Source organism: Pseudomonas sp. 910_23 (assembly GCF_052850795.1).
On the sequence record NZ_VXCZ01000006.1, the window covers coordinates 128,671 to 144,824 of the forward strand.

The 16,154-nt window shown below is 60.8% G+C and carries 13 protein-coding genes; 3 read left to right on the top strand and 10 right to left on the bottom strand.

The window, feature by feature from the left end; translation table 11 throughout:
* Positions 1-123: 123 nt before the first annotated feature.
* Positions 124-666, bottom strand: a complete 543-nt coding sequence (locus FW800_RS09180; RefSeq protein WP_003193952.1) for a YaeQ family protein — start codon at positions 664-666, stop codon at positions 124-126.
* Positions 667-803: 137 nt separating this feature from the next.
* Between FW800_RS09180 and FW800_RS09185 the strand changes: the two genes are divergently transcribed.
* A complete protein-coding gene (locus tag FW800_RS09185; RefSeq protein WP_446437464.1) occupies positions 804-2,003 on the top strand; it encodes a CaiB/BaiF CoA transferase family protein in 1,200 nt (399 codons plus the stop codon).
* Between the two features lie 170 nt (positions 2,004-2,173).
* On the opposite strand, the gene FW800_RS09190 is transcribed toward FW800_RS09185, so the two are convergent.
* Positions 2,174-2,458, bottom strand: coding sequence for a DUF3509 domain-containing protein (locus tag FW800_RS09190; protein ID WP_032803962.1), 285 nt, complete (start codon positions 2,456-2,458; stop codon positions 2,174-2,176).
* Positions 2,459-2,664: 206 nt separating this feature from the next.
* Here FW800_RS09190 and FW800_RS09195 point away from each other — a divergent pair, with 206 nt between their 5' ends.
* Positions 2,665-3,327: a response regulator gene (locus tag FW800_RS09195; RefSeq protein ID WP_446437465.1), complete on the top strand. Its 663-nt coding sequence runs from the start codon at positions 2,665-2,667 to the stop codon at positions 3,325-3,327.
* Here the strand turns inward: FW800_RS09195 and FW800_RS09200 are convergent.
* The 6 genes from FW800_RS09200 to xerD all read right to left on the bottom strand — a co-directional run bounded on the left by FW800_RS09200 (position 3,296) and on the right by xerD (position 13,348).
* Positions 3,296-4,540 (bottom strand): EAL domain-containing response regulator, encoded by a 1,245-nt coding sequence (locus FW800_RS09200; RefSeq protein WP_032879641.1) that lies wholly within the window; start codon positions 4,538-4,540, stop codon positions 3,296-3,298. The genes FW800_RS09195 and FW800_RS09200 overlap by 32 nt on opposite strands.
* Positions 4,541-4,962: 422 nt before the next feature.
* Entirely contained in the window at positions 4,963-8,532 is a 3,570-nt protein-coding gene (locus FW800_RS09205) for an ATP-binding protein (protein ID WP_248092557.1), read from the bottom strand.
* 129 nt (positions 8,533-8,661) lie between these two features.
* Positions 8,662-10,071 carry a threonine synthase gene (gene thrC / locus FW800_RS09210; RefSeq protein ID WP_032879637.1) on the bottom strand — a complete coding sequence of 470 codons (1,410 nt, stop codon included), beginning with the start codon at positions 10,069-10,071 and terminating at the stop codon, positions 8,662-8,664.
* Between the two features lie 67 nt (positions 10,072-10,138).
* The gene (locus FW800_RS09215; RefSeq protein WP_005791086.1) at positions 10,139-11,443 is read right to left on the bottom strand and encodes a homoserine dehydrogenase; all 1,305 of its coding nucleotides are present in this window, start codon (positions 11,441-11,443) and stop codon (positions 10,139-10,141) included.
* A gap of 128 nt (positions 11,444-11,571) precedes the next feature.
* Positions 11,572-12,303, bottom strand: coding sequence for a thioredoxin fold domain-containing protein (locus tag FW800_RS09220; RefSeq protein ID WP_446437466.1), 732 nt, complete (start codon positions 12,301-12,303; stop codon positions 11,572-11,574).
* A gap of 148 nt (positions 12,304-12,451) precedes the next feature.
* Positions 12,452-13,348, bottom strand: a complete 897-nt coding sequence (gene xerD / locus FW800_RS09225; protein ID WP_078822235.1) for a site-specific tyrosine recombinase XerD — start codon at positions 13,346-13,348, stop codon at positions 12,452-12,454.
* A gap of 107 nt (positions 13,349-13,455) precedes the next feature.
* Here xerD and FW800_RS09230 point away from each other — a divergent pair, with 107 nt between their 5' ends.
* Positions 13,456-15,264: a cation:proton antiporter gene (locus FW800_RS09230; protein WP_005791092.1), complete on the top strand. Its 1,809-nt coding sequence runs from the start codon at positions 13,456-13,458 to the stop codon at positions 15,262-15,264.
* On the opposite strand, the gene FW800_RS09235 is transcribed toward FW800_RS09230, so the two are convergent.
* Complete coding sequence (locus tag FW800_RS09235) at positions 15,265-15,678, bottom strand: acyl-CoA thioesterase (RefSeq protein WP_005791095.1); 414 nt, start codon at positions 15,676-15,678, stop codon at positions 15,265-15,267.
* Positions 15,679-15,759: 81 nt separating this feature from the next.
* Positions 15,760-16,110, bottom strand: coding sequence for a 50S ribosomal protein L19 (gene rplS, locus FW800_RS09240; RefSeq protein ID WP_003175895.1), 351 nt, complete (start codon positions 16,108-16,110; stop codon positions 15,760-15,762).
* Positions 16,111-16,154: the final 44 nt, after the last annotated feature.

Here is a 16,154-nt window from a genome sequence, read left to right on the forward strand (position 1 = left end):
TAAACACAGATATTGAACGCAACAAAGATCAAGTGTGGGAGCTGGCTTGCCTGCGATGGCATCCACTCGGTGTGTCTGATGTACCGAGTGGTATGCATCGCAGGCAAGCCAGCTCCCACCTTTTCAACCGCGCTCGCCAACCAGCCATTGCAGTTGCACTTCATGCTGGCCACGGTCGTCGGTCACGAAAATCGTACCTTCGCTGATCATCACATCCCACTTGATCACCCGGGGCATGTCCTTGGCCAGGGTCTCCAACACTTCCTGGGGCACGGCAGCGATGTGCACGTTCTTCAGGTTGTTGGCCACCGGCACTACCTTGCCTTCCCACACACGCAGGCTGCCATAGGCCAGCAGGCTGGTGCGCTCGGTGCGGCGCGAGCACCAGGTCAGGCGATCGGCATCCGGCTGGCCGACTTCGATCCAGTGCAGGACCCGATCATCCAGGCTTTTTTCCCACAGGGCCGGTTCGTCTACATCCGACAGGCCACGCCCGAACGCCAACTGCTCGTTGTACCAGAGGGCGTAGGCCAGCAGGCGCACGGTCATGCGCTCTTCGGTTTCCGAAGGGTGGCGGGCAATGGTCTGTTTGACACTCTCGTACACCGAGCGGTCGAGGTCGGTGAGGTTGAGTTCGAACTTGTAGGTCGTGGACGGCTGGGCCATGAACGGGCTTCTAAAGACAAGGAAAGGCGGCCAGTCTAACCGATGGCGAGGTCATTCAACGAATACTGCGCTGCATCCGGGCGGCTCGCCTATGTTAAAAAGCAGGACACCATCGTCCCGCGCTTGTAAGGATCCCCATGTCGCTCAATGCCAAACCACTTGCCGGCCTGAAAGTCATCGAACTGGGCACCCTGATCGCCGGCCCGTTTGCCTCACGCATTTGCGCTGAATTCGGTGCCGAGGTAATCAAGGTCGAATCCCCGGACGGCGGCGACCCGCTGCGCAAATGGCGCAAGCTGTATGAAGGCACCTCGCTGTGGTGGTTCGTACAGGCCCGTAACAAGCAGTCGCTGACCCTCAACCTCAAGCACCCCGACGGCCTGGCAATCCTCAAAAAACTATTGGCCGACGCCGACATCCTGATCGAGAACTTCCGCCCCGGCGTGCTGGAAAAACTCGGCCTGAGCTGGGAAACCCTGCACGCTCTAAACCCCAAGCTGGTGATGGTGCGCCTCTCGGGCTTCGGCCAGACCGGGCCGATGAAGGATCAGCCAGGATTTGGTGCCGTGGGTGAATCCATGGGCGGCTTGCGCTATATCACCGGCTTCGAAGACCGCCCGCCGGTGCGCACCGGGATCTCCATCGGCGACTCGATTGCCGCGCTGTGGGCGGTGATCGGCGCGCTGATGGCGCTGCGTCATCGCGAGGTCAACGGCGGCTTGGGCCAAGTGGTGGATGTGGCGCTGTACGAAGCCATCTTCGCCATGATGGAAAGCATGATCCCCGAGTTCGATGTGTTCGGATTTATTCGCGAGCGTACCGGCAACATCATGCCCGGCATTACACCGTCTTCGATCCACACCAGCGCCGACGGCAAGCATGTGCAGATCGGCGCCAATGGCGATGCAATCTTCAAGCGCTTTATGGCGGCCATCGGCCGTGACGACTTGGCGAACGACCCGCAATTGGCCAGCAACGATGGGCGCGACAGCCGCCGCGACGAGCTGTATGGCGTGATCGACCGCTGGGTCAACTCGCTGCCGCTGGAGCAGGTGATTGAGCAACTGAACAAGGCTGAAGTACCCGCCAGCCGTATCTACAGCGCCGAAGACATGCTGGGCGACCCGCAATTTCTGGCCCGAGAGATGTTCCTCAAGGCTCAGCTCCCGGACGGCAAGGACTTCAAGATGCCGGGCATCGTACCCAAGCTTTCGGATACACCGGGCAGTTGTGAATGGGTGGGCCCGCAGCTGGGTGAACACAACAATGTGCTGCTCAATGCCCTGGGCTACGACGCGGCAGCTATTGCGCGTCTGCGTGAAAATGGCGCGATCTGAGAATCGCTGGCAAAAAGAAACCCCGAGCAGTGGGGAGACAACTCGGGGTTAAACGTGGCCTTAAAAAGGCACGCACAGCAAGCGACAAACACCGGAGCACAATGATTGCTCTTGCTGTTACGGACTCTGACTGACCGCCGCGTAGGAAGGTTCCGAAGAAAAATAATGTTTCATGCGAGTGCGCCGCCACGGGTTTGGGCAGCATTGCGCAAGGCAGCAATGACCGAGGGTTCCAGGCGCCCTTCGGCGATTTTCACGTCGCGAAGCAGGCAATCCGCGACATCCACCAGCGCACGCTTGTCGGACAATTGCGCGCGATCGACGTCGCGCTCGACCACAATCGCGCCGCCGGGATTCTTTACGGTTACCAGGCAGTCTTCCCGCACACCAGAAGTGGTCAGCGTAACCTGATAAGGGCTCAGTGCTTCACTGAGCAATAGGTGGATACTTTCCATCTCGATCACCACTCAATCATTCGAAAAAGGTTCGAAAAACAAAAATGTCACGAAGAGGCTGACATTCAAGTGACCCGTGCTCAAAGCAGAAAGTTCTACCTTTTGTGTAATCCACTGCTTGAGGAAAACGAGCATGCACGGAAAAGATGACAGAGAAAAAACACAGGCTCACACGCTAGAATCCCTGGATTACCTGGGAGCCTGCCTTGAGAGCTGCGTCTGAAACACCTTTGCGCGTCGTCATTGCCGACGATCATCCGATTTTCCTGATTGGCCTGCGCGCCGTGCTTGAGCGTGACCCGCACATCAGCATCGTCGGGGAGGCCAACTCGCCGCAGGCCCTCAATGCGTTGCTGCAAGACTGTGCCTGCGATGTGCTGGTGACCGACTTTATGATGCCTGCCGAGCCCCATGCCGACGGGTTGCGCCTGATCGACCAACTGCGCCGACACTACCCGGACCTGCCGATTGTGGTGGTCACCATGCTCAACAATGCCGGTTTGTTTCATTCGATTCTGGCATTGGGCGTGATGGGCCTTTTGAGCAAGGCCAGCCTGGCCGATGAACTGCCGCAGGCGATTCGTCAGGTCCGTCAGCGACGCACCTACGTGGCCCAGACCATTCGCCAGGCGCTGAGCCTGGCCGGAGAAGCCGGTGCCGATCGCCTGCACTCCCAGGAACAGTTGTCACCCCGGGAGCTGGAGGTGATTCGCCTGTTGGCCACTGGCATGACGGTGGGCCAGATCGCCACGCACCTGCATCGCAGCAAGCAAACCGTCAGTGCGCAAAAAGTCAGCGCCATGCGCAAACTGGGGCTGGCCAATGATGCTGCTCTGTTTATTTATGTGCAGGAACACGGGCTGGCCTAGCCTGGAACGCAATCCATTGCTTGAGCGCCTCTGCCTCCATCGGCCGGGCAATGAAGCAGCCTTGCAACCACGCCGCCCCCAGCTCACCCACAGCGTGGTAGTCGGCAGCACTTTCAACCCCGGTGACGACCACGGCGATATCCAGACGCGCGGCCATGCTCATGGCCCCCGCCACCACCGCCGCCTTGCGATCGTCATCGGCCATTCCGCAGGCAAACGCCGGGGGGATTTTCAGTTCGGTGAAAGGCAATTCCAGCAAATGCTGCAAGCTGGTGCCGCCCATGCCGAAATCCCCGATGGACAACTGACAACCCAGCATCCGCAGGCGCAACAAGCCAGTGAGGTGGGCACTGTCGGTTTTCAGCGTTGAGGTTTCCACCAGCTCCAGGGTGAGGCTATGGGCGGGTATGCCGTGAAGTTGCAGCAGCCCCTGCAATATCTGTGGGAAGTGTGTGCGCTCAAGCATACGTCCGGGAATGTTCACCGCCACCGGCAGCACCTGGCCGGTCTCGCCCATGACCTGGTTCGCCAGGCCAAGTGCCTGTTCCAGCACATGCCAGGTAAAGGCCTCTTCCATGCCGGCAAACTCCAACACCGGCAGGAACTCTTCGGGCAGCAGCAATTGAGCGTGCGGTAACTGCCAACGCGCCAGCGCCTCCACCCCTTGCAACACCCCGGCCTGGCTGACGATGGGTTGGTACCAGACCCTGCCGCAGGCCGCGATGGTGGCCTGGCTGACATCCGCCGACGGTGGCAGTTGTTCCCGCGCGCTCAACCCCAGCAACTGGCGCACACGCTCCCAGGACAGCACCGCTGGCCCTGGGCGCAAGTGCCGCTGACAATCGGCCAACACCTGCCCGATCAGCGTTGCCGAGGCCGGCTTGGGCAAGCACGCCAGCACGTTGAGGCCCAATTGCCGGGCCATGTTCGCCACGCCTTCGAGCACATCGGGCTCAGCATTGCTGAGCAGAACCAGCACTTGAGCCAAACGGCGCTCGGCGAGTTCGCGGATCAACTCCAGCCCATCGCCCTGCTCCAGATACAGATCGCAGATGGCGACATCCACCGGGCCTTTGCTGTCCAGGGACTGGCGAGCCGTTTCGACATCTTCAGCAGTCAGTACATTGAACACGCCATTGGCATTGAGCATCTGGTGCAGTGCCATCAGCTGAAACGGGTTGTCTTCGAGGATCAGGACATTGAGAGAGCGCATGGGTCATGGAGTCGGTACTGGGAAAAGTCCTTCACAGTAGCCATAAGACGCGAAGCGTCCCATAGGACGTGTCCGAAATGCTGTCGAGCGGAGCGCACAACTTGGTTGACGCCACCGCTAACCACGATGCGAAGCAAGCCGATCTTGATCTTGACCTGCTTTTGATCTCAGGCGCCCCGTCAAACCACGCTGGCCGGAATTCGACAGGGATTTGGGGGGTAAACCGGCAGGGATGCCGGTTTAGCCGCCCCGCGCCATGGATGGCGCGTGGCGGCGGCCCCCCAAATCCATGGCGAATTACGGGCACACCGAGCCGGGCAAGCCCCCTCCCACATTTGGGACCAATACCATCAGTTAGATACTCATCTGCTGCCAAGCCGTCACGGGAGCAAATCTCCTCCCACATTGCATCGCGTCAGCTATCAGTCCAGATAAGGCTGCAGATCGCGACGAAACACCTTCAACACCTCAGACAACCTCAACCACGGCTCCTCAAGCTCAGCCCCACGCTGCTCCCGCGCGCATTGCTCAAGCACCACACAAGCCTTGGCCAACGGCAGCGCATCCACCAGCGAACAAATACCCTTGAGCCGATGCAGCGCCGCATTCAAGCGCGCCACATCACGCTCGGCCAATGCGCTGGCCAATACCTCATGCTCGTGGTCCAGGCTTTTTGCCAGTTCTTGCAACATGCTATGCAGCACAGGCCCGTCAGCCTGGGTCATGGTACGCAGGGCCTGGATATCAAACGAACGCTGCGGCGCCACCCGCGCCAGCACGCGCGTCCAATCCTCCAGAGTCACCGGCTTGACCAGCAGCTCATCCATACCCGCGTCCTCACAGCGTCTTTGTTCATCTTTCATCGCGTTCGCCGTGCAACCGATCAACGCACAACGGGGCCGTTGTTCTTCGGTTTCGATACGCCGGACCGCCTCGCTCAAGGCATAGCCAGACATACCCGGCATCTGGCAATCGGTCACCAGCACGTCGAAACGCTGCTCGCGCCATCGCTGCAAAGCGGCCTCGGCCGAATCCAGGGCGATCACCTGATGCCCCAGGAACTGTAACTGCTGCGCCAGCACCAAGCGGTTGGCCGCCAAATCATCCACCACCAGCACCGACAGGCTACGCCCCGCTGGGGGCAACGCTGGCGCTGGCGTGGCCGGCACATCGTCGGTGCTGACCCGATCAAGGCGCAGGTCGATGCACACCTCGGTGCCCTCACCCACCACGCTTGCCAAATGAATGCGACCGCCCATCAACTCCACCAATTGCTTGCAGATACTCAGGCCCAGCCCGGTGCCGCCATGTTCCGCCGCGGTCAATGCGCTCACTTGGGTAAACGGCTTGAACAACCTTGGCTGCTGTTCGGCGCTGATCCCCGGGCCGCTGTCTTCGACGCACAGGTGCAGGTATTCGGTATCAGACTCATCCCGCTGGCAGGTGACGCTGAGCCGCACCCCGCCCTGCTCGGTAAACTTCAGCGCATTGCCCAGCAGGTTGTGCATCACTTGGCGTAAACGCAGCGGATCGAACCAGTAATAGCCCTTGGCCGCCGGATCAAACGCCAGGGTCAAATGCAGGCCCTTTTTTTGCGCCGTGGCTTCGAACAGACGCTGAATGCCTTCGAAAAAACCCTTCAACTCGGTGGTTTGCGGAACCAGTTGCAGGTGACCGGCCTCGATCTTGGCCAGGTCCAGGCTGTCGCCCATCAGCGCGATCAGCTCGCGCGCCGAACGATGGGCCACCTGTAATGCTTCAGAGACGGGCTGGCCGCTTGCCAGGCAGCGTTCCTGCTCCAGCTCGAGCAAACCGATGATGGCGGTCATGGGTGTGCGAATTTCATGACTTAGCGCAGAAAGAAATGCACTTTTGGCGTAGTTCGCTTCGTCGGCAGCCTGGCGGGCATCCATCAGTTGGTGCTCCAGGTCTTTGCGTTCGTTGATATCGATCCAGCCGCCCAGCAGCCCCTGCAAGCGGCCCTGGGCATCGAAGAACGGAACCGTCCACTGGTAAACGTGAAAGCTGCCGCCGTTGAACTCCAGCTCGCGATCGACAAACAACGACTGTTGCGTGGCCAGTTGTTCCATATGGCCGGCGTGCAGGCGCGCCGCCGTGGCCTCGGGCATTACCCCACTTTCCAGCAGCGTCAGCCCCTGAATCAGCTCAAGCCGGGTCGCCAGTTGCTGTTCATAGCTTTTGTTGCAGGTCACCAGCCGCCCGGCCAGGTCGCGCACAAACAGCGGGTTGGGCATGCCGTCGAGTAACGCACGTTTGAACGCCAATTGGTCATTGAGCCGCTGCTCGGCCTCCAGCCGCTGGCGAATCTGACGCTTGAGCCGGCTGTTCCACACCAGCGATACCAGCACAAACAGCAGCGCCGTGGCCACCATCCAATACGCCCAGGGCGGCACCCGTTGCCAGGCCGGTAGGGGGATCGCCACAGCGCCGATCCAGCGCAGGCGCAGTGCGCTCAACTCGGCCACCGGCAAGGCTTCCAGGGCCTTGTTCAGGATACTCAGCAGCTCAGGCTGGTCCTTGCGTACCGACAAGCAATTGGATGACCACTTGCCGTCGACACTGCGGCCAATACGCAAGCCTTCCTGGGAGTAACTCTGGACCTCCACCTCAGTCTGCAACGTGGCAGCGGCCTCGCCCCGTTGCACCAGTTCGCGGGCCTGGGCGTAATTGTCCACCAGGCGCAGCTTGATCTGCGGGTGCATCTGGCGGATGTAACTCTCCAGCACATGGCGCGCCGGCAGCGCCAGGACCTTGCCTTCCAACTGCTTCAACCCAGTCAGCGGCGTGGCATCGGCGCGTTCGACGAACACCCAGCCGGAGCCGCCAAAGCCATGACTGAAGTCGAGCAGCGCCCTGCGCTCCTGATTCGACGCCAGGGTGGTGTTCATCTGCGCCCTGCCGGTTTCCAGCCATTCCAGGGTTTGCGCGGTGGAGTGCACCTCTTCGAAGACAAACTGCAAACCGGTCATGCGCGAAATGCGGTGCAGCAGGTCGACATTCAAACCCACCCAGTGACCGTCCTTGTCCTTGAATATGTAAGGTGACATCTGCTGCGCCACCACCACGACATGGGGATGCTGCAACAGCCAGGTGCGCTCCGAGGCCGACAATTCAACGCGCTCACCCCTGAAGCCGACGCCGAGCCCTGTGGTCCAGCGGCCCAGGATCTCCCGCTGCACCGACTCGTCAATGCTCGCCAAGGCGCGGTTCATCATCGCCCCCAGCAATGGGTCGGCCTGGCGGGTGGCGAAAGCAAAGCCGATGGGCGCCAGCCGGCTTTGTTCCTTGATCTGCAACCCCAGGTAAGGCCGCAGCGATTTGTAGGCCCGCACAATCACTTCATTGCCGATAAACGCATCGGCATCACCTTGCTTGAGCGCCTCCAGGCCGCTGTAGAGGTTGGGCGCGAGCATGATGTGGCTATCGGGGTAGGCCGCCTGCACGTTGTGCACATTGGCGTAGCCATCGAGCAATACGACTTTCTTGCCCGCCAGGTCGTCCTCTTGAAGCTCATCGCGACGCAGCACCACCACTGACCGATCGGGCATGTAGTCCTGGGTGAACTGCAAGCCGGGCACATCGCGCTCATAGCCGTTGGCGCTGGTCAGGATATCGATGGCTCCACTGCGCAGCGCCTCGACCGCCTGGGCCCGCTCGGCAAAGCCCAGCACCTGCATCGGCACCTGCAAGCGCGCGCCGACCAGGCTCAGGTAATCGGCACTGATACCCTGGTAGCGGTTGCGGTCGCGGGTGATATCGATCGGCTGATAGTCATCAATGGAAATACCCACCTTCAACGTCCGATGCGTCGCCAGCCACTGCTGCTCTGCGGGCGCCAGGGGCAAAGGCTCAAGCGGGATAAACGCCGGCACCAGCTTGAAAGGCAGGCTGACGGCCGCCAGGCTTACCGGTAGTTGGGTAAGCCACAGCATGCACATCAGCCGCACTGTCCATTGAATCAAAACCTGCACCGATTTGGCTTCCTTGATTGGGCGAAGGAACAAGTATGGCTCGCCAAAATAAAAAAGCCCGTCACGAGGACGGGCTTGGCCGACTGCAAAAAAGCTAACTGCCGGATGTAATCTGATCAACCGCGGGCATCAGAGCGGCTTGCCACGATTGCCATGCTGGCTGACAAACGCCTGCACCGCCTTCAGGTCGTTAGCCAGCACGGTGCAGCGCTCTTCACGCTCGAACAGGTCGGCCAGGTGCTCCGGCAATTCCAGCGCCTTGCCAACACCGGCCTTCTCCACCGCTTCGGGGAATTTGACCGGGTGCGCGGTACCCAGGATCACCATTGGAATATCCAGGCTACGGCGGCATTCGCGCGCAGCCTTCACGCCGATAGCCGTGTGGGGGTCGAGCACTTCGCCGGTCTGGGCATAGACCTCGGCAATGGTTTCGCACGTCTGCGCATCGTCCACGGCCAGGGAGTCGAACAGCTTGCGGGTTTCGGTCCAGCGTTCTTGTTCGACGCTGAAACCGCCACCCTGCTTGAAGCTGCTCATCAGCTCGGCCAGCGCCGCGCCATTGCGACCGTGCATGTCGAACAGCAAGCGTTCGAAGTTAGACGACACCATGATGTCCATGGATGGCGACAGTGTGGCGTGCAGGGTTTCCTTGACGTACTGGTTGCCGCTCATAAAGCGGTGCAGGATGTCATTGCGGTTGGTAGCAACGATCAACTGATTGATCGGCAGGCCCATGTTGCGTGCCAGATAACCGGCGAAGATGTCGCCGAAGTTGCCGGTCGGCACCGAGAACGACACCGAACGCGCCGGGCCGCCCAGCTGCAGGGAGGCGTGGAAGTAGTAGACGATCTGGGCCATGATCCGCGCCCAGTTGATCGAGTTCACCGCCACCAGGCGTGTGCCCTTGAGGAAGCTCTGGTCAGCGAAGCTGTTCTTGACCATTTCCTGGCAGTCATCGAAGTTGCCTTCGATGGCGATGTTGTGGATGTTCTCACCGAAGATGGTGGTCATCTGGCGACGTTGCACCTCCGACACGCGCTTGTGCGGGTGCAGGATGAAGATGTCGACGTTTTCGCAGTGCTTGCACCCTTCGATGGCAGCCGAACCGGTGTCACCGGAGGTGGCGCCGATGATCACCACGCGCTCGCCGCGCTTTTCCAGCACGTAGTCCAGCAGGCGCCCCAGCAGTTGCAGGGCGAAGTCCTTGAACGCCAGGGTCGGGCCGTGGAACAGCTCCAGCACCCACTCGTTGCCGTTCAGCTGGCGCAAAGGCGCGATGGCGCTGTGGGCAAACACGCCGTACGTCTCTTCCAGGATCTTCTTGAAGTCCGCATCCGGAATGCTGCCGGTGACGAACGGGCGCATTACCCGGAACGCCAGCTCGTAGTACGGCAGGCCGGCCCAGGAAGCGATTTCTTCCTGGGTGAAGCGTGGCAGGTTTTCCGGCACGTACAGGCCGCCGTCGGTGGCAAGGCCTGCCAGCAGGACGTCTTCGAAATTCAGGGCCGGTGCCTGGCCGCGGGTGCTGATGTAACGCATGACTGGCTCCTCTAAAACATTCTCGAACAGAGGCCGCCGAAGGTGCGGGGCCCCTGGAACAAATCGGTTAGTTCAAGTGCTCGACGCGAATGCGCACCACAGGGCCGACCACACCTTGCAGGGCTTCGAGGGCGTGGATGGCATCGTTGATATGCTGCTCGAGCACGCGATGGGTCAGCAGGATCATCGGCACCTGGCCGTTTTGCTCCTCGACTTCCTTCTGCATGATCGATTCGATGTTGATACCGCGCTCCGACAGAATGCTGGCGACCTGGGCCAGCACGCCCGGATGGTCCTGGGCCTGGATGCGCAGGTAGTAGGCGCTTTCACAGGCTTCGATCGGCAGGATCGGGTGGGCCGACAGCGAGTCCGGCTGGAAGGCCAGGTGCGGCACGCGGTTTTCCGGGTCGCTGGTCATGGCGCGAACCACGTCCACCAGGTCGGCGATCACCGACGAAGCAGTCGGCTCCATGCCGGCACCGGCGCCGTAGAACAGCGTGGAACCGGCGGCGTCACCGTTGACCATCACCGCGTTCATCACGCCATTGACGTTGGCGATCAGGCGGTCGGCTGGAATCAGCGTCGGGTGCACACGCAACTCGATACCGGCCGGGGTGCTGCGCGCTACGCCCAGGTGCTTGATGCGGTAGCCCAGGGCTTCGGCGTAATTCACGTCGGCGGTGGTCAGCTTGGTGATGCCTTCGGTGTAGGCTTTGTCGAATTGCAGCGGGATACCAAAGGCGATAGAGGCCAGGATGGTCAGCTTGTGTGCCGCGTCGATGCCTTCCACGTCGAAGGTCGGGTCGGCTTCGGCGTAGCCCAGGGCCTGGGCTTCGGCCAGTACGTCTTCGAAGGTACGGCCCTTCTCGCGCATTTCAGTGAGGATGAAGTTACCGGTGCCGTTGATGATGCCGGCCACCCAGTTGATGCGGTTGGCAGACAGGCCCTCACGGATCGCCTTGATCACCGGGATACCGCCGGCCACCGCGGCTTCGAACGCCACGATCACGCCCTTCTCGCGAGCCTTGGCGAAGATCTCGTTGCCGTGCACGGCGATCAGCGCCTTGTTGGCGGTGACCACGTGCTTGCCGTGCTCGATGGCCTTGAGCACCAGCTCGCGGGCCACGGTGTAGCCGCCTACCAGCTCGATGACGATATCGATCTCAGGGTTGGTGGCCACGGCGAACACATCGTTGGTAATCGCAATACCGGTCGTTTCGAACTGAGGCTTTGGCGAACGCGTGGCAATTTGCGCCACTTCAATCCCGCGACCTGCGCGGCGGGAAATTTCTTCAGCGTTACGCTGAAGTACGTTGAAGGTACCGCCACCGACGGTCCCTAACCCACAGATGCCTACTTTGACCGGTTTCACTGAAGAACTCCCCATGAAACGGCCGACGCTAGGTCGGCCGTGAAAACAGCCGCACAACTGCGGCTCTCAATTAATGACCCGTCGACAGTTCGGCGGGTCATGATCGTCAAAGGCTCGACGATTAATGCTTACTTGGCACCCAGTGCCAGTTTGGCAACTTGCGGCGCCGGCTGGTAGCCCGGAATCACCTGGCCGTCGGCCAAAACGATGGCCGGTGTACCGTTCACACCAATGGACTGGCCCAGGGCGAACTGCTTGGAAACCGGGTTGGCGCATTTGGCCGATTTGATTTCCTTGCCGTCGACCATCTTGTCCATGGCGGCCTTCTTGTCGGCCGAGCACCATACGGCTTGCAACTGCTCGTCACCCGGCGAACCCAGGCCCTGGCGCGGGAACGCTACATAGCGCACTTCCACACCCAGCTTGTTCAGTGCCGGTATCTCGGCGTGCAGCTTGTGGCAGTACGGGCAGGTGGTGTCGGTGAACACGGTGATGTGGGTCTTGGTTTCGCCGATGGCGGGGTAAACCACGGTTTCAGCCACCGGGATGCCGTTGATCAGCTTTGACACGCCCAGGCGCTCGGCCTTCTCGGTCAGGTTGACCGGCTTGCCGTCCTTGAGCTGGAACAGGTAGCCCTGCACGATGTACTGCCCATCGGCACTGGCGTACAGCACACGGCTGCCCTTGAGCTTGACTTCATACAGGCCGGCCATGGGGCTGGCGCTGATGCTTTCGATCGGGGTGTCGAGCGCCAGGTTGGCCAGGCTCTTGCGAATGGTCTGCTCGGCCGCCTCATCGGCGACAGCAAAGGTGGAAACCAACGCAATGGCTGCGGCGGCAATAATCTGGGTCAAGCGCATGGGAACTCCTGAAGGCAGAGGCAGGGACGGGAGCAGAATACTGATCTGGAACACAACGGGTGCCGTCCCCTTTGCTAACCGGCAAAGCCTACCACAGTTGGGCGGGAGGGCAGACCGCGACAAGTAAAATGGGCCATTTCTGACGTTTTTATCCGCGCGGGTGATGCTTGGCGTGCATATCCTGCAAACGTGCGCGTGCCACATGGGTGTAGATCTGGGTTGTGGATAAGTCGCTGTGCCCGAGCAGCATCTGTACCACACGCAAATCGGCACCATGGTTGAGCAAATGGGTGGCGAACGCATGGCGCAGTGTGTGAGGCGACAGGGCCTTGCCGATTCCAGCCACTTTGGCCTGGTGCTTGATGCGGTGCCAGAAGGTCTGGCGGGTCATCTGCTCGCCGCGCAGGCTGGGAAACAGCACATCACTGGGGCGCCCACCGAGCAATTCGTGGCGCGCATCGCGCATGTAGCGCTCGACCCACACAATCGCCTCCTCGCCCATGGGCACCAGCCGCTCCTTGCTGCCCTTGCCCATCACACGCAATACGCCCTGACGCAGGTTGACCTGCTCCAGCGTCAGGCTGATCAGTTCGGTCACGCGCAGGCCGCAGGCGTAGAGCACTTCCAGCATGGCGCGATCACGTTGGCCGATGGCTTCGCTGAGATCCGGCGCAGCCAGCAAAGCCTCCACGTCAGCTTCCGACAAAGACTTAGGAAGAGGCCTGCCTAATTGCGGCATATCGACTTGTAGAGTTGGATCGGTCGCGATGAGCTTTTCCCGCAACAGGTAACGATAAAAGCCACGCACGCCGGAAAGGAATCGTGCAGTAGAGCGTGGCTTATAGTTCTGCTCCAGGCGCCAGGCCAGGTGATCGAGGATCAGCTCGCGCCCGGCGTTGATCAGCTCAAGGTTTTTTTCCTGCAACCAGCCATTGAACAGGGCCAGATCACTGCGGTAGGCCTGACGCGTGTTATCCGAGAGGCCTTTTTCCAGCCAGAGGGCGTCGAGGAAACGGTCGATCAAAGGGTGGTCGATGGCGGGCATGGGTACTCAAAGCGGCGCAGCATGGGGGCTGTGCGAATTATTTAGTGAACTGTGACAAGGGCCGCTAGTCTTTCATAGCCCGCTACTTCAAGGAACAGGAAGCTTCAATGAATGAACAACAGATTTTGCTGGCCTTTGGTGGCATTGGAGTGGCGGCGCTGGGCTGCCAATGGCTGGCCTGGCGGCTCAAGCTGCCGGCGATCCTGTTTCTGTTATTGACGGGTATTTTGGCGGGGCCGGTACTGGGCTGGCTCGACCCTCAGGAGATGTTCGGCCCCCTGCTGATGCCGCTGGTGTCCCTGGCCGTAGCGCTGATCCTGTTCGAAGGCAGCCTGACCCTGCACCTTTCGGAGTGGAAGGAAATCGGCAGCGTGGTGCATCGCCTGGTCACGGTTGGCGCCCTGTCGACCTGGGCAGTGATCACCCTGGCCACTCACTGGCTGTTGGGCTTTGACTGGATGCTCGCGCTGCTGTTCGGCACGCTGACCCTGGTGACCGGGCCAACCGTGATCGTGCCGATGCTGCGCGTGGTGCGCCCCAAAGCCTCCATCGCCAATATCCTGCGCTGGGAAGGCATCGTCATCGACCCGATTGGCGCGTTGCTGGCGGTGGTGGTCTACAGCTTCATCATTGCCCGGGCTTCCGGCGACGGCTTGAGCCACAGCCTGCTGACCTTTGGCGGCGTCATCCTCTGCGGCAGTTTGTTCGGGATCGCCGGCGGCTGGGTACTGGGGCAGATCATGCGCCGGCAGTGGTTGCCGGAATATCTGCATAACCTCGCGACGCTGGCCGGTGTGCTGGGCATCTTTATCGCCGCCAACCAGGTGATGCATGAGTCCGGCCTGCTGGCGGTCACGCTGATGGGGATGTGGATGGCGAACATGAAGGGTGTGGATGTAAGACACATCTTGCACTTCAAGGAAAACCTCAGTGTGCTGCTGATTTCCGGGCTGTTCATCCTGCTGGCGGCGCGCCTGGACCTGAATGCCTTGATCGCCCTGGGGCCATTCGTGCTGATTCTGCTGGTGATCATCCAGTTTATTGCACGCCCACTGAACGTAGCGCTCTCAACCTTTGGCTCCGGACTGAACTGGCGCGAGCGCGCGCTGCTGGCCTGGATCGCGCCACGGGGCATTGTGGCGGCGGCGGTATCGGCGATCTTTGCGATTCGCCTGGACGAGGCAGGGCATGAAGGCGCGTTATTGCTGGTGCCGCTGACCTTCGCGGTGATCATCGGCACCGTGGTGCTGCAAAGCGCCACGGCACGCCCCTTGGCGCGCCTGCTGAAAGTCGCCGAGCCTGCGCCCAGCGGTTTCCTGATCGTCGGCGCGAACGGCCCGGCGCGGGCACTCGGCAAGGCGTTGCAACAATTGGGCAGCCGCGTGTTGCTGACGGATTCCAGCTGGGAAAATATCCGCGCCAGTCGCATGGAGGGCCTGCCGACCTACTTCGGCAACCCCGCCTCCCAACATGCCGAGTCCCATCTGGATCTGGTCGGCCTGGGGCATTTGCTCGCGCTCTCCCCGTCCGGCGAGCTGAACGCCTTGGCGACCATGCGTTTTCGCCATGATTTCGGCCATCGCCTGTTCGCCCTGGCCAGCAGCCAGGAAAGCCGTCGCACCGACAAACACAAGGCCAGCCACGAACACCGCGGCCACCTGCTGGGCAGCCAACCCCTGAGCTATACCAAACTGGCCAGCCTGTTGGGCCAGGGCGCCGAACTGTATAGCACCAACCTCACCGACGGCTTCGGCTGGGAGCAGTACCAGGCGTTGCACGGGGAGCGCGCCACCTTGCTGTTTGCCCGGGACACCAGCGGCTGGGTGCATGTGGTCACGCCCGAGAGCAGCTTGAAGCCCGTGGCCGGCTGGACCCTGCTGGCGGTGATTCAACCGGAGAACGGCAGCGCCACGTAATCAGTCGGCAAACCCAGGCAATACCGGTACAGGGCGTTTGTCCGCGTCAATCGCGACAAAGCTGAACACGCCCTGGATCGCCTTTTCACGGCCATCAGCGCTCATGCTCTCGACAAACACTTCCACTTCAACCTTGAGGCTGGTGTTGCCGACTTTGATCACCCGGCCGATCAGCTCAACGATGGAGCCGGCCGGGATTGCGTGATTGAAGTCGATACGGTCGGTGGAGACCGTCACCAAAGGCAAGCGACAGAAGCGCGTGGCGGCGATGAACGACACTTCGTCCATCCATGCCAAGGCGGTGCCGCCGAACAGGGTGTTGTGGTGGTTGGTGGTCGGCGGGAACACGGCCTTGGTCACGCGGGTGACGGACAGGTCGGTGCGGCGCTGGATTTCTTCGAGACGGGTGGTCATGGTCAATACCGGCAAATGGACAAATTTCAGACACAAAAAAGCAGCCCGTAGGCTGCTTTTTTCTGCATCGGGAAGCTGGACTTAAGCCAGTTTTTCCTTGATGCGAGCTGCTTTACCGGACAGGTCACGCAGGTAGTACAGCTTGGCTTTACGTACGTCACCGCGACGCTTGACGGCCATGCTGTCGATTTGCGGGCTGTAGGTCTGGAAAGTACGCTCTACGCCAACACCGTTGGAGATTTTACGAACAGTGAAAGCACTGTTCACACCACGGTTACGCTTGGCGATTACCACGCCTTCGAACGCTTGCAGACGCGAACGGTCGCCTTCCTTCACTTTCACCTGAACGACAATGGTGTCGCCCGGGGCAAAGGTAGGGATCTCTTTGGTCATCTGCTCTGCTTCGAGTGCAAGGATGATTTTGTTAGTCATGCTGTGCTCCTAAGGTAAGTCAATGGACCTACCATCGATACGTT